At 25.4% G+C, this 18198-nt stretch carries 23 protein-coding genes and 1 pseudogene; 18 read left to right on the top strand and 6 right to left on the bottom strand.

Features of this window, described 5'->3' with window-relative positions; translation table 11 throughout:
• The 15 genes from HGPT_RS09245 to HGPT_RS08080 form a co-directional block, all read left to right on the top strand.
• Positions 1–965, top strand: a 965-nt coding sequence (locus HGPT_RS09245; RefSeq protein ID WP_040542898.1) for a SpaA isopeptide-forming pilin-related protein, incomplete at its 5' end; no start/stop codon positions are given.
• 12 nt (positions 966–977) lie between these two features.
• Complete coding sequence (locus HGPT_RS08015) at positions 978–1160, top strand: hypothetical protein (protein WP_019139327.1); 183 nt, start codon at positions 978–980, stop codon at positions 1158–1160.
• A gap of 53 nt (positions 1161–1213) precedes the next feature.
• A complete protein-coding gene (locus HGPT_RS08020; protein WP_172633957.1) occupies positions 1214–2110 on the top strand; it encodes a hypothetical protein in 897 nt (298 codons plus the stop codon).
• Position 2111: 1 nt separating this feature from the next.
• Positions 2112–2441: a hypothetical protein gene (locus HGPT_RS08025; RefSeq protein ID WP_019139329.1), complete on the top strand. Its 330-nt coding sequence runs from the start codon at positions 2112–2114 to the stop codon at positions 2439–2441.
• 5 nt (positions 2442–2446) lie between these two features.
• On the top strand, positions 2447–2737 hold the full coding sequence (locus tag HGPT_RS08030) for an HU family DNA-binding protein (RefSeq protein WP_019139330.1): 291 nt from the start codon (positions 2447–2449) through the stop codon (positions 2735–2737).
• Positions 2727–3404, top strand: coding sequence for a hypothetical protein (locus HGPT_RS08035; protein WP_019139331.1), 678 nt, complete (start codon positions 2727–2729; stop codon positions 3402–3404). Before HGPT_RS08030 ends, HGPT_RS08035 begins: the two co-directional genes overlap by 11 nt.
• Positions 3405–3645: 241 nt before the next feature.
• Complete coding sequence (locus HGPT_RS09110; protein WP_155799254.1) at positions 3646–4059, top strand: hypothetical protein; 414 nt, start codon at positions 3646–3648, stop codon at positions 4057–4059.
• Positions 4043–4450 (top strand): hypothetical protein, encoded by a 408-nt coding sequence (locus HGPT_RS08045; protein ID WP_155799255.1) that lies wholly within the window; start codon positions 4043–4045, stop codon positions 4448–4450. The genes HGPT_RS09110 and HGPT_RS08045 overlap by 17 nt, the downstream gene beginning before the upstream one ends.
• Complete coding sequence (locus tag HGPT_RS08050; RefSeq protein WP_019139334.1) at positions 4438–4830, top strand: hypothetical protein; 393 nt, start codon at positions 4438–4440, stop codon at positions 4828–4830. Before HGPT_RS08045 ends, HGPT_RS08050 begins: the two co-directional genes overlap by 13 nt.
• Positions 4831–4911: 81 nt before the next feature.
• Complete coding sequence (locus HGPT_RS08055) at positions 4912–5331, top strand: hypothetical protein (RefSeq protein ID WP_019139335.1); 420 nt, start codon at positions 4912–4914, stop codon at positions 5329–5331.
• A gap of 95 nt (positions 5332–5426) precedes the next feature.
• A complete protein-coding gene (locus HGPT_RS08060; protein WP_218914867.1) occupies positions 5427–7517 on the top strand; it encodes a hypothetical protein in 2091 nt (696 codons plus the stop codon).
• Complete coding sequence (locus tag HGPT_RS08065) at positions 7510–8136, top strand: hypothetical protein (protein WP_019139337.1); 627 nt, start codon at positions 7510–7512, stop codon at positions 8134–8136. Before HGPT_RS08060 ends, HGPT_RS08065 begins: the two co-directional genes overlap by 8 nt.
• Complete coding sequence (locus HGPT_RS08070) at positions 8133–8777, top strand: hypothetical protein (RefSeq protein WP_019139338.1); 645 nt, start codon at positions 8133–8135, stop codon at positions 8775–8777. The genes HGPT_RS08065 and HGPT_RS08070 overlap by 4 nt, the downstream gene beginning before the upstream one ends.
• Before the next feature lie 477 nt (positions 8778–9254).
• On the top strand, positions 9255–9698 hold the full coding sequence (locus HGPT_RS08075) for a hypothetical protein (RefSeq protein ID WP_019139340.1): 444 nt from the start codon (positions 9255–9257) through the stop codon (positions 9696–9698).
• Between the two features lie 108 nt (positions 9699–9806).
• Complete coding sequence (locus HGPT_RS08080; protein WP_019139341.1) at positions 9807–10475, top strand: hypothetical protein; 669 nt, start codon at positions 9807–9809, stop codon at positions 10473–10475.
• A 283-nt stretch (positions 10476–10758) separates the two neighbouring features.
• Here HGPT_RS08080 and HGPT_RS08085 read toward each other — a convergent pair whose 3' ends face one another.
• From HGPT_RS08085 to HGPT_RS08095, 3 genes and pseudogenes are all read right to left on the bottom strand, one after another.
• The gene (locus tag HGPT_RS08085) at positions 10759–10986 is read right to left on the bottom strand and encodes a hypothetical protein (RefSeq protein ID WP_019139342.1); all 228 of its coding nucleotides are present in this window, start codon (positions 10984–10986) and stop codon (positions 10759–10761) included.
• 9 nt (positions 10987–10995) lie between these two features.
• Positions 10996–11741: pseudogene (locus tag HGPT_RS10630) on the bottom strand (ParA family protein).
• A 185-nt stretch (positions 11742–11926) separates the two neighbouring features.
• Positions 11927–12547: an S-layer homology domain-containing protein gene (locus tag HGPT_RS08095; protein WP_019139343.1), complete on the bottom strand. Its 621-nt coding sequence runs from the start codon at positions 12545–12547 to the stop codon at positions 11927–11929.
• Positions 12548–12838: 291 nt separating this feature from the next.
• On the opposite strand from HGPT_RS08095, the gene HGPT_RS08100 reads away from it, so the two are divergent.
• From HGPT_RS08100 to HGPT_RS08110, 3 genes are read left to right on the top strand one after another with little or no spacing between them, the layout of a single operon-like run.
• Positions 12839–13063 carry a hypothetical protein gene (locus HGPT_RS08100; RefSeq protein WP_019139344.1) on the top strand — a complete coding sequence of 75 codons (225 nt, stop codon included), beginning with the start codon at positions 12839–12841 and terminating at the stop codon, positions 13061–13063.
• Positions 13047–13916, top strand: a complete 870-nt coding sequence (locus HGPT_RS08105) for a hypothetical protein (RefSeq protein WP_019139345.1) — start codon at positions 13047–13049, stop codon at positions 13914–13916. Before HGPT_RS08100 ends, HGPT_RS08105 begins: the two co-directional genes overlap by 17 nt.
• A 22-nt stretch (positions 13917–13938) precedes the next feature.
• A complete protein-coding gene (locus tag HGPT_RS08110; protein WP_019139346.1) occupies positions 13939–15969 on the top strand; it encodes a hypothetical protein in 2031 nt (676 codons plus the stop codon).
• Between the two features lie 334 nt (positions 15970–16303).
• Here the strand turns inward: HGPT_RS08110 and HGPT_RS08115 are convergent, their stop codons facing one another.
• The 3 genes from HGPT_RS08115 to HGPT_RS10215 all read right to left on the bottom strand — a co-directional run bounded on the left by HGPT_RS08115 (position 16304) and on the right by HGPT_RS10215 (position 17703).
• On the bottom strand, positions 16304–16786 hold the full coding sequence (locus HGPT_RS08115; protein WP_019139347.1) for a hypothetical protein: 483 nt from the start codon (positions 16784–16786) through the stop codon (positions 16304–16306).
• A 50-nt stretch (positions 16787–16836) separates the two neighbouring features.
• The gene (locus HGPT_RS08120) at positions 16837–17325 is read right to left on the bottom strand and encodes a hypothetical protein (protein WP_019139348.1); all 489 of its coding nucleotides are present in this window, start codon (positions 17323–17325) and stop codon (positions 16837–16839) included.
• A 66-nt stretch (positions 17326–17391) separates the two neighbouring features.
• Entirely contained in the window at positions 17392–17703 is a 312-nt protein-coding gene (locus HGPT_RS10215) for a hypothetical protein (protein WP_155799257.1), read from the bottom strand.
• Between the last annotated feature and the right edge of the window lie 495 nt (positions 17704–18198).

Below are 18198 nucleotides of genomic sequence, written 5' to 3' on the forward strand. Positions count from 1 at the left end.
ATGCTTTTGAAGAAAAATTCAAAAATACAGAAAATACAGCAGATATTAAAACAGAAAAAGAACCTCAAAAGATTACAGAAAACCATCAAAAACAAAAAACTCATCAAGAACAAAAAACTCAAAATAATCAACAAAAAGTAGTTCAGGAACAAGTTCCTAGAATTGAATATGTAACTGTTCCAAGTGGAGATAGTGTAAATACTACTGGTGGAGGGGTAACAAGTCCTACTACCGACAGTGTTGATAATCAAAGTGAACAAACATATAACATTTCAATAAAACTGACAAATGCCGAAGGAACGATAGTAAAAGGTGTCTCTGTAGAGCTTTTAAATGGCGATACAAGTTTAGGAAAAGCCCAATCTAACGATGAAGGATTTGTTAAGCTTAACGGAATAAAAAGAGGATCTTATGTGATGAAAATTTTATCAGTACCTGAAACCTATAGAGCAGGGCAAATGTTAGAAGTTAATGTAAACGAAGATAAACAAAATGCTCAAATGACTTTTGTTGTTGAGTACAATAAAATCACTTTAAAGAATCAAGCAAATTCAAAAGTCGAATATGAAATTTATGATGCTTATCAAGATAAACTTATAACTAAAGCAGAATCAAAATCTAATGGAGAGTTAGTTTTAAATAAAGTAAAACCTGGTCTTTATTATTTTAAGTCTGGCGATATAAAATCAGCAAACCTATCTGTAAACGACAAATATTCAAATTCAACTGTTACTTTTTCATCAACAGATGCAGTAATTACTGACGATCAAACAACAATTGTTAGAGATGGAAATAATGTAAATGCAAAAGGAGAGAATACCACAAATTTAATAAAAACTGGTTTAAATGATAAAGAAGAATTAAAAACAATAAACATAGTAACAGGAATTTTAATAATGTCATTGATTGCTTTCTCTGTATATAACCTTACAGAAATTAAAAAACTTAAAAATAGCAAAAAATAATGAGGTGGTATATTGAAATCAACAAAAAAGCTTCAAGAAGAACGAGAAAAATTAATTGAAAAAAGAGAAGCAAAAAAAGAAGAACATAAGCTTTTTTTACAAGACATTAATCAAAAAATAAAAGACAAAGAAGATGAAATAAAAAAATCTTTTGCAGAAAAAATTATAAAAAAATCTTCAAATCAAAGACTTTAATCAATTTGCCGATGCAGAAAAAGAAATTTCTGAATTAATTGGCGACATCTCTGTTGATGAAAAAAATTCTAAGGATGGAGATAACCATGAAGAAAGTTATTAAGCTTTCAATATTGACCTTTTGTTTAATATCATTGACTGCGTGTAAAGAAGAAAAAGAACCAGAAAAACCTGACATAATAGGAAATGGCAGTATAGTTTCTGGAACTATAGAAAGGCATAAATTTGATGGTAGTCCAGCTCCTAAAATTGCAGTTACAGAAACAAATCAGGATGAAGAAGATTTCAAATCACCATTTGATGGAGACTATATTATAAACAAAGGAAACAAGAAAAAAATTAGAGAAGATTATACAGTTGGTATGGATTTTAAAGAAGGTTATTATCTTTTAGAAGTACCTAATAAAAATAGTGGTTACTATAAAATAATTAGAGACGGAGAAAACTACGAAAAAACTTTTGATAATTTTTATATAGTTAACTTAAAAAAAGGAGACTACATAAGAATTGATAATGTTATTGTATCAAGGCTAGAAAATCCATCTACAACTGTAAAAGAAAAATTGCTCTCTGGAGTTCATGAAATAGGCAAAGACATTGACAAATCTTTGTATAAAACATCTGAAAACTTTGATGGTTATTTGATATTTAGTTTTTCTGATAAATCGCAAGGTCCAAATATCCAGATTATGGAAAGAAACAAAAAATATGATTTAAATGAAATCGCAAAAGATGATTCAATCGTATTTGTTACAAAAGGATATATGGAAAAAGATAAGCCTGTAAAGCCAGAAGAAAATACAGATAATAAAACAGATGAAGGAGTTGCAAAGGCAACTGAAACAACAACAGAAAATGAAAACATTAATCCTTCTGAAGAAAAAACAACAAATAGCAATATTAATCTAGAGCAAAAACAAGAAACCGACAAATTTGAAATAGGAGTTTAATATGCTTAATAAAATCGAAGAATTTTTAAGAAAATTAAATATTATTTTTTCTGAACAACTAAGCGATTTACAAGAAATAGCACTTGTAATTGGAGGACTTTTTGTTTTATCAATTTTGTCAATTTTTCTTTTTTCTAAAGAAGTGACGTTAAATTTAGTTCAAAATTTAATTTGGATTACCTATTTTCTTTTAACAGCCTTTATATATTTAAAAGTAGTATCAGAAAATAAAAAGAAAAATATTAGCAATAAAAGGCACTATATAAGTTTTGTAGTAGGTTTTCTAGTGTGTATAGCTTTGAATGTTATAGTTAAGTTAATTTTGGAGTGATTTTTTTGAAAGAAAACATAATTGGAAGCAAACAACTTAAAAGGAAAATGCAAGATATTGTTTATAATCAGACAAATATTGACATAACAATAGACGAAGCAGATAGAATTATAAAAGAATTTACGGATTTTATAAGGCATGAGATTTGTAATGGAAATGAAGTTCTAATAAATAATTTTTGTAAATTTGTAGTGAAAAAATACAAACATCCAAAAAATGAAGGTTATTACAATAATCCAGTTGCAATATTTTCAAAAAATTTTTTTAGAGGAGAGGAGAAAAACAATGAGTCTTAGAAAAGCAATGCACAGACAAAAAGACTTTGAAAGAAAGATGCGATCAATTTACTGTGGACTAACCAAAGAAGCTCTTATGGATAATTATAACCTTGAAATAGAAGGTACAAGCATAAGCGAATTAGAAAGAAATTATGAAAAAGAGATATTGAATAAAAAAATATACGATGAAGATTCTATTGATAAGCTTTACGAGCTTATGAGAGATAAGGCCAATTTATATCAAATTAAAGAATTTAATGGCAACTTAAAAACAAAAGAAGAAAAAGCACAAGAACTTATAGAGTTTAATCCCTTTACTTTTTATAAAGATCAGGATAATCCCAGAGTAATCATGACAAGAAAATCCAATAGAGATTATCTTGAAAAAATGAAGAAAAAGAAAATAGAAATGTATGGGTTTTCGGAACACAATCTTTTTGAACAATTTAAAGAAAAAGATTATTTGAGAGATACTGATCGTGACGGAATAACTGATATTGAAGAAATAAGTAGGGGAATGAATCCATATTCTATAAATTCTTCAGGAGATAGATTTAATGATAAAGAGGCTATAGCACTTGGAATTTATGCTAGACACATATTGCCAGAAGATCAAAACAGAGACGGCAATATATTAGATGATATTCCATTAGAAATAGAGAATAAATTAGATTTAGAAATTTAAAAAACAAGGTGAAAGCATGAGTGAAAATATAAACACTAATAACAATAAAAAAAGCGAAGAACAAAAAGTATTTATATATCTCATGCTTTTTGTTTTATCTATTCTTACAATCTTTTTTTTAATAACTAAAAACTTCTTAATATTATTAAGTTATTTTTTTATATTTAATTTAGTTGAAATATATTACTTAACCCAAAACATTAATAAAGTAGATTTTTTGTATTCTCTTATCAAGATTTTTATGCAATTTGTTATATATACATTTTTATTTGAATTTTTTTCAAAAGACAAAAGTTCAAATAATTCACTAATAACATTTTATATTTTAATCATATTACCTATATATTTTACATCTTTTGTTTATTACAATTTAAAAGACAAAAATATAGCCATACAAGATAAAATATATAAATCAATAAAGGATATATATGAATTTAAAAAGGAAAATATAAAATTTGTAGTATTATTTGTAATTTTATTTGGAATAAATAAGCTTAGTGCTTTAAAAATCAAGATTTTAAACCTAAAACTTGTAAACACAATGAGCCTGATTTCATATATAATAATACTAACAGCAACTTTATATGTATTAATGTCATCATCGAGGAAAATAAAATTTTGTAAAGGAGAAAATGGTTGTGATGCAAAATTCTGAATCAAAAAAAGGAAAAGATATCGTAAGAGCTGCAAATTATCTTTTGAACTATTTGTACGCAATAGAAGAAGAGGATTTAATTGCAGAAACAGAAAACGATAAAAATTTAAAGGAAAAAATATTAAAAAGTCTTAGAAAATTTGCAATTATAGAAAATGGAGAACTAATAAAAATAGTGTATTTTAAAGAATATTCAGACTTATTTAAATATTTAGTAGATTGTAAAGCTTCTGGAAATATTTGGGCCAGAGCTATAAATTTATATCCAGTAGTTAAAGGGTTATATTTTAAAGAATTTGCTATACCTTGGGCTAAGAAAGAACTAGAAGGAATGACTGAAGAAGAAGGATTAAAGTTTATAGAAAGGATGAAAAAAGATTGGAATTTATAGAAAGATCTAAAAAAATAAGAAAAGAATTAGAGAACGCAAATTGGCAAAGTTATCTTTATGATGCAGACAATTTACTTCCACAAGTAGATGGATTTAATACCTTCACATCAAAAAATATGACAGAATTTAATAGGCTTATATATTTTAAAGATGGATATTTGCTAGATGCTTTAAAATATGAATTTGGCTATCCAGAAGGGATATGTAGTTTTCAGAACCTTGAAAGAATGAGAAGATTACTAAAGGAAGTAAAAGAAGCTGATCCAACTGAAGAAACTTTAAATAAAGTTGAGGACATAAATAAAAGGCTCGAAGATTATGTTCGAAATAGTTTGGAGTTGAGAAATGAGTCTGAAAAAGGAAACAAAGGGGAGTCTTGAAAGATATTTTGAAGTAACCTCAAACAATGGATTTTTTTACCCATCTTTAAAAAATTAGCAATAGAATCAAACAGTTACGCATTGGGAAACGTAAATAGTATTGTTAAGAATATAAAAATAGAAAATGACAAGGTAGAATTTGTCGGTGGAAGGAAAGAAGATTTTAGCAATAAAAAAACACCTAGAATACAAATTGATTATGGAACATTTTTAGAATTATTAGATATATATTCAAATGAAGTGGAGAACGATAAAAAGCTATTTGAATTTATTAACACGATTTATAATGAAATAATTAATTCTAAGGAATCTTTATACGAAAATTTATTTATAATAACATCAAGAAAAATTTTTAGTGTTTTAGGAAATGATCTTTCATTTTTCTCCGAAAAGCTAGTGAAAAGAGAAATTGAAGTTAATAGAAATTTAATCAAAAAAAAGATGCAATTTCTTTATATGAACAATCTTTCGAACTTTTTAAAACCATCTATTCTACATTAATGGAATATGCAAAATTTATAAAAACACCAAAATATAGAAAAGATTTAAATATTTCTGAAAAAAAGACAGCTTTTAAAATTTTTCAAGAAAACTCAATGGCTAGTAAAGAAAAATTAATGAAAATTGTTGAAGAAAAAAAATTGGAACCTACTTTGAATATTCAATTAAAGCAAACTGAAAAAAAAGTCGATTTTGATGAAATTAATCTATCTACAGAAGAATCTGTTGGCAATGATTTTGATGCAGAAGAAGTCTTAATAAATATTGAAACTTTGAATATTCAGGATGAGATAAAAAGTTATTTTATATATGACTATGACTTGTTTGTAAGTAAAGCAAGCAAGGATTTGATTAAAAACGAAAGCTTTATTGTAGATGCAAGAAAATATTTGGAAAAGAACAATAACTTCGATCAATTCTTAAATTTACTTGAAATTTTCAAAGAGAGAGATATAAAGATTTATGTAGATACTCATGACATTTATTATATGAACAGTTTAAATAAATTTTTGCTTGAATATAAAATGCTTCTATCATTTGGCGAATTGGAAAGTGTGTATGATGAACCAAAGAACACCTCATACCTATCTAATTTAGGTCTTTTTGCTATGCCTAAGAATTTAAATATATTTGAAAAAATAAACAAAAACCTTAATATAGAAAATTATATTAACCCAATGTATTTCAATATAAAAAATATAAATAATCCAATAATGGATGAATTAGCTCTTAATGCTTTAAGAGAAATAGAAAACGGACACGTAAAAATTATTGATGAAAGAGATAAATATTTAAAAGAAAAAAGACAGGAAATTATAGACGATGAGATAGCAGTTTTTTATTCTACTTATAGTTATGAAATAATTCAATCATCTTTTGTTGAGGGGAAAAACTTAAAAAATTCAAAAGTATTTCCAATATTACCAAAAGAATTTTTAGCAATTCCAGGACCTAAAAATCAAAATCTTTTATTTAGAGATAATAGACTTATTATAGACGGAAAGTATATTAATGATAGTGAAAGAAGGGAATTTTATTCAATAGCCTTTGTATCTTTAAAAGAAGAAGATAAGAACGAAAGATCAGAATCATCTTGGGCCGAGTTAATGGAACTTAATTCTTTAAATAGAGCTATATTTAATATCTCATCAAAAACCCTTAGTAATATTTTTAAAAATTTAAATAATTATGAAGAAGGCTATGTATTTAATAAAACAAGATTAGAATATAACAAAGAGGCTTTAGAAGTAGCAAAAAAGTTTGGAATAGAAGGTTTTGAATCCATTCAGCCCACTATATTAGTAGCCTCTAGCAATAAATCAGATAAATTAGAATTAGATAATTCTAGTCAATTTTTGATTTATACTAATCCTAAAGAATTTAAGAAAAAAATATATTTTCTATATAATGACTGGACTGAAGAAAAAAGTCCAATATACGTTGAAGAAGATTATATAGGAAACGATGAAGAATATGACATTATTAAACGTGTAAAAAAAGAGAGAAATAGAAATTTACATCAATTCTTAGAACAGGTTACAATATTTGAACATTTAGACGCTTTTGTAGAACAAATAAAAATAAATGAAATAGATTTTGACTTCAATAGAAATATTAATAAAAAAACGAGAAATATTTTGATTGAAAAAATATTAGAATCAAATCCTGATATTAATCAAAAATTATTAAATTATATTTATAGTGACAATTTATTTCTAATCGAATTTCAAAAAAAATTAAATAAAGAAGCTTTAGAAAAGTATAAAATAAGTGAATTTCCATTTTATAGCTATGATTCCATAAAGGATTTTTTCTATTTATATTTAAACGAGAAATGGGTCAATAGATTAGATTGTTTCAGACAAATGTATAAAAAAGAAAAGATTAAGCAAAATAAAATAAAGGAAAAAATTGAAAACTATGGATTAACAGAACAACAAAAAATATTATTGCAAGAGGAAATAGAAACTATTGATTATGGTCTTAAAATTATTAGCGATGCATATTTAAGTTTATTTAAAATTAAAAATATTAGATTGAAAAAAGAATATATTCTTATAGATTTAATTTTAGAAGAAATTACCAATATGAATAAACAATCAATGTATGAAAATACTGATATAGAAGATTTTATCGAACAAGATAGAAAAAATAAAACAATTTTATTAGGAGGTAATGATGAATAGAGAATATAAGGATAAAGAAAAATTAAACAAAAGATTAGAAATATTTGAATCATCAATACCAACAGAAGATAAGTTGAATTTGTTAAAAAACTATTCACTTGAAAAGGAATTAAATTTGCTAGATTTAGTATTTGAAAGTAAAAATATAGCAAAAATAGAGTTAACAAAAGATTCTCTTAAAATAAATGATTTGATAGACCTAAAAAGTCCAAACTTCTATGAAGTAGGGGATAGTATAAAAACTAACCCTGTTGATTTACTTGCCATGATAAATATGATTTCAATAGAAGAAGCTAGTGAAATGTATAATAAAATTGAATCAAGACAAAATAATTTAAATAATAAATTGTTTGACTTAGATAAAAATGAAGTTATGAACATTTTAAAAGAGGGTCCACAATATAGCTTAAAAAGTGAAGATATTCTTAAAGATTTTAATATAATTATTGATGATGAAATGTATCAAAACAGAAAAATTGAAATAGATTCTCTTGAAAAGGTATTAGACAGAGATATAAAAGAACAAGATAGATTAAGTAGAGAAAGTTTAGATGTTTTAAAAGATAAAAGCTTAACAGACGATTTTCCAATTGAGAAATACGGAGGTCCAGAGCTATGATCTTGCAAAATATTTCTGATCTCAACCTTAATTTTAGTTTTGATGAAGGTGTAGAAACCGATATTCTTTATGAAAAACTCAAATGTAATAAAATTTTATTTTTAGTAAGTAGAGAAGAGATAATATTACCTTCAACATTTGTTGCTATTTATGCTGATGAATTTATTAAGGCAGAGATTAATTATAAAGATTATGAAAGTGAAGCAATAAAGCTTTCCTTTGATTTTATTAAGGATTTAAAAGTTAATGAACTAGAGGCTATAAATACTTTTTTAAATGATATCACAAAAGAAATATGTTATAGCTTGATAATAAAATCTTTTTTAGAGAAAAAAAAGAAAAGCATATTTGAAGATTATGGGCTTTTAACACTTGAATATAGTTCTGATAGGGAATCATATAAACTTCAGAACACACCAAATGGAGACAATTTTTTTGCAAAAATAAAGTTTTTTGAACTACTACAAAGTAAGGAACGAATATTAAATCTTTTAAAAATTAATAAAGAAAATTATTCAGCTGCATATTTTAAAGATTTTAGAATTGCTTTTGGAACAGAATTTGGAAATTTTTATCCAGTTATTCCAGCAATGCTTAGAGAAGTGGAAAATATAGATAACAAAAATTTAAAAAAAGATTAAATGATTATGAACACAAAAATCAAATTGAAAGCCTAGAAGAAGAACAGGCTGAATATATAAATCAATTTTTACAGTCGGAGTTTGCAGTAGATATATATTTATTTGATGAAGAAAATTGTATTGGCAGTATTATATTTGAAATATGCCAGGATAAAGATAAAATCGAAAGAACCTATGTTGAAAACGAAATGATTAAGGGCATAGTTAAAACTGTTCTTAAAGTTAATCAAACAAACTACTTAGTAACAGCAATAACAAAAATAGAAGAAGAACCATTTGGAATAGAAATGTAAAAGACTTTACTGTTGAGTATAGTCTTTTTTTCATCAAAACCTGCTAACAAAAGTCAAGTATAACCTGAAATTAATTTCAGGTTATTTGATTATTTGAGTAACTTAAAAAAACTCGACAGCAATCTATGAAAGTGTTATAATTTAATCAAATAAATTAATAAGTTTTTTATCAAAGGAATATTATATGATTAAAAAAATTTTTATTTTAACATTTCTTTTAGTTTTTACAATTGCTTGCTCAGAGACTAATCTATATTCTTTAAAAACTGATTTAAGCCACAAGGAAAATGTTGAAAAAATAATAAATCAATTGGATTGGGATAACAAGGACTCTTACAAAATAGAAATAAAAGATAAAACTATTAATATAACTTTTGACAACAATATAGATTATTTTAATACCAATATGAAGCCTTATGTTGTAAATGGGATTTATTTAATGAGCTTAACAAATGCCAATAATATAAATTTCAAAAATAAAACAGGTTTACTTTTTGCTATTGATAAAGAAATGGCAAATGAAATTTTATCTGCTCAGTGTAATAAAAGTTTAGATGACATTAAAAATAGTGAAGAAGAATTCCACAAATTGGAAAAATTTATGAAAAATTTAAAAGTAAATTCATAATTTTGTGTGTTAGAATTTGAAAAATTTTTTAATGTTTTAGGAGATGATTCCAATGTTTAAAGAATTTAAATAGGTTAATTATATTTAAAATTTTATTGGAGGTATATTATGAAAAAATTTTTCTATTTTTTATTAATGGTTTTAATCAGTGTACCTTGCATAGCGTTAGCTCAAGAAAAAACTACAGAAAATCCTAAAGTAGAGAAAATTGTTACTGTTGGTTATTCATTAAAGGATCAATCAAAAATTTTTGGTGATAAATCTATTGAAGAGATAGACAAAATATTAGATTCAAAATGCAGAGAGCTTCTTGAAAATGATTTTGATTCTACTTTATCCCGTAATTCCTATAATGATTATGATGGTCTGATAGTAACTGTTAACTATCCACAATCTAATGATGATAATAATATCTCAAAGGATGTATTAGCTTTACCAAAGGAAAGAATAAATCTCTTAGCAAATGGAGAAAGAAGAATTGCTGATAGCTTTAGATACAAAGTGGGATTTAATGTTGGTGATATGGGGACCGCTTATGGTGGATATCAAAGTGATTTAACGGGTGCTTATTCTGATAGATACGGTCAAGGATATATTCACAGTTTAAATACTAATTTTATTGAAGGTGCCAATTTCCCTGTAAGAGATCATGTTGATAGCGACACTACAGCTCACAATATTTTTCGCCAACCTTATGATATAGGAACTTTATGGTTGGGTAGAGGTGACTTTAAAATAGCATCTGGTGGCAAATTTGTTTTTCTAGGTGTTAGATAAAAAGTATATTTCATGTATAACTAGTTAAACTAAAAGGCTCTATGTCAAATATTGGGGAGACTCGTTAACTCGAGTCTCTCTTTTCATTTAAAAATCAATACTTATGTGCTATTAGAATATCAAAACTAAAATAACTAAAAAATCATTAAAAAAGCGAGGCAATCCTCGCATTTTTAAAAATCTATTTGGTCTATGAGTTCCCCTATAAAACCTGACATCGTATATCCTGTTTCTTTAGAAAGTTTTTTTAATTTATCTGATTGATCTTTTGTTAATACCAGATTTAATCTAACTTTATTTCCTTTGTTTTTATTTTTTTAATTTGAAATGATGAAGTTAGAACATCTCCAGAAGATTTTTTTGATTTCCTTGTATTTGTACTTTTGTTTTCTTTTTTTGTTTCCTTTTTATTGTCTATTTGCGATTCTTCTTCATTGACATTAGTTCCTGTAAAGAATTTATTTCTTAAAGAATCAGAAACAGAAGAAGCCATATCTTTTTTATTCGTCATTTTATCCTCCTATTTTAACAACTCTTCAACAAAACTTAAATAATCTTTTGTGACATTTTCTTTAGGATATAATTCAAAAATATTTCCTTGTCTTGCTTGAACCTCTTTAATTTTAATTGTTTCTCTAATTGGGGTCGTATATACCCTAGTACCAATTTGTTTAGCTATATCTTCAAAAGTTTGAAATATATCTTTTGAGAGATTAGTTCTAGAGTTATATCTAGTAATTAATATTCCATCAATTTTTATATTTTCATTAGTGTATTCTTTAACAAGCTCTATCGCTTCATTGAGTTTATCAAGTCCTGAAATAGAATATACGTCAGCTTGTGCAACTACAACCACCTTATCTGTTGCAGTAAGTGCATTAATAGTAAGAATATCCAAAGATGGTGGTGTGTCGATTATTATATATTCGTAGTTTATTTTTTCACGCACTTTATCTAGAATTTTTTTAATTTGAATTCTCTACCTGTTTTAGAAAGAACTTCACCAGCATCACGAAGTCTGTTGCTTGATGTAATTATATCTCCCTTTTCTGTATGAGTAATCAAATTATCTATATCAAATTCTCCTGAAAAAGCATCCATAATAGAATCACTCATATTTGCTTGAAATGCAGTTGTTAGATTAGCTTGTGGGTCTAAATCTACTGCTAGTGCAGGAATATTTTGTGTTTTTAAATAAGACATTATTGTATCGGCAGTTGTCGTCTTGCCAACACCACCTTTTTGATTAATACATGTAATTATCATAGAAAACCTCCGTTATTAATTTAATTATACAGATAATTTATATATAAGTCCACAGTTTTAAGTGTAAATAAATACATTCACAAAACATTAAAACAGGAACACAATATACAGATATTAATCTGTATATAATATGTACCTTAAATCTACAAAAAGTTACATATATAATAAAAAAAGAAGTAACATGTTTAGTTACTTCTGTAAAATGCATTATACAATAAATTGAAAGCATCTTTTCTTAAAATGTATTCATCATAATTTGATATCAAATTTTCATCAATGTCTTTAAAAATATTTTCCCTATTGGCCCACCTTAAAAAGTTTTTTGGATATTCACTTTCAATTATTAAATCATCCTTTAAATTATTTTTTGTCAATTTAACTAGTATAGTTGAAGCCTCTGCAAAGGTAATTGGACTATCAGGTTTAAATGTATTATTGGGATAACCTTGCATAATATATTGCCCTGATTTTTTATTTTTTAAATTTGTCATTAGGGCTATATAATTATAAGCCCAATGATCTTTGTTAATGTCAGTAGACTTTGCTTCTAGATATTTGTAATCATTAATATCCAATTTTAAAAACGAAATTATTATTTTTGCAAATTCAGCTCTTGTAATGGTTTTATCAAGATCATAAGAAATTTTATTTTTATCTTTTCTTCCATTAATTATATTAGTATCAATTAATTTTTGTATTTTTTTTACCTCAATGGAATTAAGCTTTGTATTTTCCATGTTTTTAGCAAAAGTAGTAGTTGGTATTAAAAAAGTAATAGCCAATAAGATTATAATCATTTTTTTCATTTAATCACTTCCTAGATAAATACATACCAAAAAATATTTAATTATTAAGAAAATCAAAGCAAATTATTGTATTTTTTGCAATACAATTTATGTAAACCATTATAGCCTTGAAAAATACAGTATTACAGATTTTAAAATATTATCTTTGTAAAATGTAAACTATTGTTCTTTTTGAATTATTGTGTTAGACTTAATTATAGAAAAATATTTGTTTTTCTGGTTTACAAATTAAAAAAAATAATATGAAATTTTAAAACCAAAGAAGAACAATTGTTAAAAGGAGGAGATATTATGTCAGACGAGGCCAATCAAGCTGTCAATCAGTTATTGCAAACTGCAAATATAATGCTCCAAAGTATTGCAAGGTTAGTTGAATTTCAACAACAGCATGCACTCATGAACAAGAGAATGGCAATGGAAGAAATGAAATACAAATATTTCATGAATGGTTTTGCTAGAGAACAAGACCTGAAAAAAACAGAGCCAGAAAAGAATAATAATGAGAGGGATAGGTAAAAAAATAAAACAAGAACCATTTATTGAAAATCCAAACTATCTGGAAGACCACGATAGAGATGCTATAAAGAATTTAAAAAAAGCTGAACAAATCTATGAAAGAGATAAAAATAAAGGCTTTACAAAAGCAGAATTAAACAGATCTAAGGATTTTTCAAATGAAGTAGCCAAAGTTTTTGCTGAAAAAGCTAAGGATTATGAAAAGGTAGAAAAAGAAATGTTAGATCTTAATGATCAAATAGCTGATATTTTTATTGAAACCGATGGTAAATTATCACCTGAACAAGAAGATAGGGCTTATGAACTCTATTCTCAAAAAGTTAGAATAGCAGAAAAATCTTTAGAAAGTTTAGATGATGTAACAAAGAATTTGAATGAAGTATTTAAAGATCACGAAGGAGATTTTTTAAATAAAGATTCTCTTAATTTAGTAAAAAATTTTGAGGATACTAAAAAAGATTTAAGATCAGTAAGAAGACTTGTTCGTGATAAAAAAATAGATAATATTTTAACGCAGGGTAGAAGCGATTTATCTAAAGATTATAAATCCTTAAATTTATCAAGAGATTTGAGCAAATTAAGCAAAAAAGAACTAAATTCTTTAAAAAATGATATTAACAAATGGAAAAAGTCTAAAAATGAATTGATGGGTAATGAAAATATTTATTTAGAAAAAGAATTTATCCATTTTCACAATGACAAGTATAACAAACTAAGTGATTTGACAGATGTTTTGCAAAAAACAGAGAATTTTTTAGATAATAAGTTATTAGATATTGAAAAATTATTATCAATAGAAAAAAATTTAGACAATAAAGAGAAAAACACTAAAGATATTAATGTCGAAAGATAATTTCGATAAAGAGGAGTTTATTATGAACAATAAAAATAATAATGAATCTCTTTTCTTAGATAAGGAGAGGAATATAAGGAAATATGGCATTGAAGACCTTAACGAAAAAAATGTGCTACCTATAATAAACAGATCTCAAAAAAACTATGCTTTAAGTGATGATTTATGGGATTATATACAAGACAATTTAAAATTAGCAAGAGTAGATGAGTTTGGCAAACATTTTACTAATTTAGATGTGCTTGATTCCGTAAATAATGGTGGAACAAAAACAAAACAAATAGAAGATTTAATTGACAACAGACCAAAGGTTATATCTGAAGGAGAATTAATAGATATAAATCTTTCTTTAAAAGCAAACAATTGGGATTTAGATAATGTTCCTTTACCTAGTTTAGTAATGGCACAAGAAATGGAACAGGGAGATTTACAAAATGTAATTATGGGTAAGGTTTCCAAAAATATGAGCCATTTTGAAAAAGAAGGTAAAGAAAATTGGGATGTTTTTATAGACGTTTATACAAAACTAAATGATATAGCTCAAAATTTTGATCCTAATTATGATTTTGGTGATAAATACGACTTTGACAAGTTGTTAAGAGACAAACATGGCGATGACATAATTGATAATGCTTCTCCCGAACAATATAAAAGACTTCTTAATAATCAAAAATTAAATATGTACTTGAACTCAAATATTGACAAAGCTATTTATTCACTTATTCGTTCCGATCAAATGGCGAAAGGTATGACTTCAGTTCAAACTGAAATTAATAGTGATTTTAAACAAGCACAGCAAATGTATGGCAATGATTATGAAAAAATTGCAAAACACATGGAGAAAAAACACGAAAATAGCCATAGAAAAAATAAAATAAAATTTGATAAAGAATCTATGTTAAAACATGGTAAAGCATTAGAAATGCAAGACAATGTTTACTTAGATAAGAATGTTTCTAGTGATGGAAGAGAAACAACAATAGGAGAATTAGTATCAGACAACTCAAAAGATATTCTAGAAAACATGGAAGAACAACAAACTATAAAAGATTTTGTCAATAATTTGGATAAATTCTTTAATACAGAAGCTATGATTCAATCATCAGATGCTGGAAATTTTGCTTGGATGAATGTAAAAGAATATACAATAGATAGGGATCCATCAACAGGGGATATGTTGGTAAATTCATTAACTCCTGATGAAATAAACAAGATAAAAGAATCAACTTATCTTGAAGCAAAAAAAAGACAAGTTCTTAAATCCTTTAAAAGTAATAGGGAAAAAACTTTTGGAAAAGATGGGATGAAATCTTTAGATCATAATTTATATCAAGATCTTGAAAAAGTAAAAGATCTAAATGAACTTGATGATTGTCTAAACAAACACATTAAAGAAGCTAGAAATTATAGAGACAAATCTCCAAAGGCTCAATCTTTTCATGCAATGAAAATTGAAAAAGACATTAAAAAAATTGCCTTAGCTAATACACAAGCGTATTTTAGACTTAATGAAAATGCAAAAGATGTGAGCTTTATAATAAAAGAAATGAACGATTTAAATAATTTCTTAGATTCTAAAATAAAAAATATAAAAGATAAAGAAGGCCTGGATTTAGCATTAGAAATAAAGGACAAAAAAATGGCAAATGTTTTGGATGATAAATTTGAACTACTAGGTGAAAATAGGATTAGTGAAAACAAAGCCCCTTTCCCTGAATCTTGGAAACAAGGATTGTTTGAATTATATAATTTGCCAATGAAGGCTGAATGGAAGACCAATTTAGATTATATTGAATATTGTGAAAAACTTAGAGCAGGAGAATTTAAAGATAAGTTTGGAACATTAGATCCACAAATGTCATTATTTGATGTAATGGATGTAAAAGATACTAAGAGTAACTTGTTAAACGATGAACATATTGTTGATGAAAAAGAATATAATCATAATGAAATTAATTATGAAGAAGTAAACTTTTTATTTGATGCTATGCTAGATTTAGACAAAGATAAATCAAGAGATAAAAATGATCGTGAAGTGTCACACTTAATGTGATATAATATAAAAGAATATTAAATGGAACTCTTGGTGTAACTTATTGTGTTGCACCTTTTTTTATTGCAAAAAAAATAAGCATTCATAAAACGCTTATTTTAAAGTAAAATCTGACAATCCACCAGATAAAACAGATATTAAATTATAATTTTCTTTGTTTGATAAATCTATTCTATATCCTAGTTGAGGATCATTTTCTACATATATATTTATGGTTTCTTTTTTCCTAGTAGCATTTTCTTTTAAAAACTTTAAAAAGAAGCAGTATCTTCTTCCTTGTATAAAAGTTCAGAAACATCTTTTATATTTTTAGTTAAATTTATATATTCAACTTCTACAGAGTAAATTTTATATTTTTTTCGTTAGTTAATAATTTAATCGAATAATTATTTAGATCTATATCTTTTACAAGGTTATATATATAATAGTTTTTAAAAATTCTAGACTTAGTTGCTTCAATAGCAACTTTTTCTTGATTTGTTTTTTTATATGAATTTAAAACATCTGTATTATAATAATCAAATCTAAAAAAATCTGGGATGGGTTTTATATACTTAACAGCTTGAATATTTGAATTATTATATGCTTTTATAAAATTTTTAATAGTTTCTTCTGGACTTAGTTCATTAAAAATTTTATGAGATTCTAAGAGTTTTTTATCTTTATTTATACTCTCGTTTAAATTCATTTCGTTAATTCCACTTTCTATATTTTTTATTTCTTTATAAGTTGGTTTAAACTTTGTAAAATTCATTAAAATAAAAAAAATAACAAGAAACAAAAGAATAAAAAAGAATATTTTTTTTTCTCTTTTCAAAATACCATCTCCTTAAATGTGAAATACCTTAAATAATGGATTGATTATATCTAATGAGATTTCAAATTTGCTTGAATTTTAGGTTTGATGTATTTTTCGTAAAAGTTAACTTCTTTTTTCTTTTTCTTTTCTTTTTCGATTTTTTTAAATTTCTTTTTTCTTTCTAAATCTTTTTTTACAGGTATTTCGTATTCAACTTTAGCAATATCTGAAAGATTCTGATTTTTAAGTTTCTTCTTTACTAATTCTTCCATTTCATTAGTTTTAACTTTTTTTAAAAGAGAGTTATTGATATTATCAGATGAGATAAAATTTTTTTCAGATAAATAAAGAACATCTTTTGTTTTTAGTTCTTCTTTGTTTTTAGCTTCTCTATATTTTCTATTTTCCTCTTCAATTTTTGCCATTTTTTCTCGTTCTTGGAGAATTTTTTCTTGAACTTTTTGTCTATGTCTTTTAAGTGCAAGCTCTCTCATAATCTGGGCTTTTGTTTTTTCTTGTTTATTAATGGATATATTATTCTCTTCTTGGTTATTCATCTAAACTTCTTCCTCTATTTTTTTCTTTTTCTGTAAAATCTATGCTATTTTCTGTAGGTGGTTTATTCATAGGCCTATAAAGAAAAACTTCTCTATTTTTGCTATCTTTTCTTTTTTATCTTTTACATAACCATAGGATTTTTTCATTACATCATCACTTGTAAAATATGTTCCTTTAGTGTCTTCCAAAAGCGTTTTTAAAACGTTATCAAAATTGTTATATTTAGGATCAAGGTAATGAGAATTACCAGATCTATTTTCATTTATTAGATAATTTCTCAAATTATCTTTTATATTTTGCAAGTCCAAAGGATTTATTTTTTTGCCATTTGATAATTGTGGATATTTTTTTAATTCTTTAAGATCAATTATTTTCATATTATTTAGTTGTATAAAACTATCTTTTTCGAGGGGAGGAATAGTAGAATGATTAAGGGTCAAATTACTATCATATTTATTATATTTATTTTCTTTACCCTCTATAGATGAGCATGGAACAAGAATAGCTCTATTATCATTTTTATCTAAAACAACGTAAGGTCTTGCATAATGGCAAGGTCTTTTTGCTCTGTAATTTATATCTGCTAAAATTACACTTCCAATATCAATTTTTTTGAATAAGTTAAATTTTTTTATCCATTTATTTTCTCCCTTCTTTTAGTTTTCTAAATTTTTAAGAACATACCAAAAAGAAATAAAAAATTACGAAAAAGCTAAAAGAATTATTAAAAATGCAAAAAAAATAGAAATATTAAGGTATATTCCTGATGTAATAAAACTTTATTGAAGGAGGGTAGTGGGAATAGGTCAATTTGTTAAAAAACTTTTTTAAGTTTTTTGTTGTAACTATTTTTTAATAAAGAAGGGAGGAAG

It is taken from the genome of Peptoniphilus timonensis JC401, from assembly GCF_000312025.1.
Taxonomy (GTDB): Bacteria; Bacillota; Clostridia; order Tissierellales; family Peptoniphilaceae; genus Peptoniphilus_A; species Peptoniphilus_A timonensis.

Coding starts and splice junctions, on each gene's coding strand:
- HGPT_RS08025 (WP_019139329.1), top strand. CDS start 2,112: ATGCTTAATAAAATCGAAGAATTTTTAAGAAAATTAAATATTATTTTT.
- HGPT_RS08035 (WP_019139331.1), top strand. CDS start 2,727: ATGAGTCTTAGAAAAGCAATGCACAGACAAAAAGACTTTGAAAGAAAG.
- HGPT_RS09110 (WP_155799254.1), top strand. CDS start 3,646: ATGCAATTTGTTATATATACATTTTTATTTGAATTTTTTTCAAAAGAC.
- HGPT_RS08060 (WP_218914867.1), top strand. CDS start 5,427: ATGGCTAGTAAAGAAAAATTAATGAAAATTGTTGAAGAAAAAAAATTG.
- HGPT_RS08065 (WP_019139337.1), top strand. CDS start 7,510: ATGAATAGAGAATATAAGGATAAAGAAAAATTAAACAAAAGATTAGAA.
- HGPT_RS08070 (WP_019139338.1), top strand. CDS start 8,133: ATGATCTTGCAAAATATTTCTGATCTCAACCTTAATTTTAGTTTTGAT.
- HGPT_RS08075 (WP_019139340.1), top strand. CDS start 9,255: ATGATTAAAAAAATTTTTATTTTAACATTTCTTTTAGTTTTTACAATT.
- HGPT_RS08080 (WP_019139341.1), top strand. CDS start 9,807: ATGAAAAAATTTTTCTATTTTTTATTAATGGTTTTAATCAGTGTACCT.
- HGPT_RS08085 (WP_019139342.1), bottom strand. CDS start 10,986: ATGACGAATAAAAAAGATATGGCTTCTTCTGTTTCTGATTCTTTAAGA.
- HGPT_RS08095 (WP_019139343.1), bottom strand. CDS start 12,547: ATGAAAAAAATGATTATAATCTTATTGGCTATTACTTTTTTAATACCA.
- HGPT_RS08100 (WP_019139344.1), top strand. CDS start 12,839: ATGTCAGACGAGGCCAATCAAGCTGTCAATCAGTTATTGCAAACTGCA.
- HGPT_RS08105 (WP_019139345.1), top strand. CDS start 13,047: ATGAGAGGGATAGGTAAAAAAATAAAACAAGAACCATTTATTGAAAAT.
- HGPT_RS08110 (WP_019139346.1), top strand. CDS start 13,939: ATGAACAATAAAAATAATAATGAATCTCTTTTCTTAGATAAGGAGAGG.
- HGPT_RS08120 (WP_019139348.1), bottom strand. CDS start 17,325: ATGAATAACCAAGAAGAGAATAATATATCCATTAATAAACAAGAAAAA.
- HGPT_RS10215 (WP_155799257.1), bottom strand. CDS start 17,703: ATGAAAATAATTGATCTTAAAGAATTAAAAAAATATCCACAATTATCA.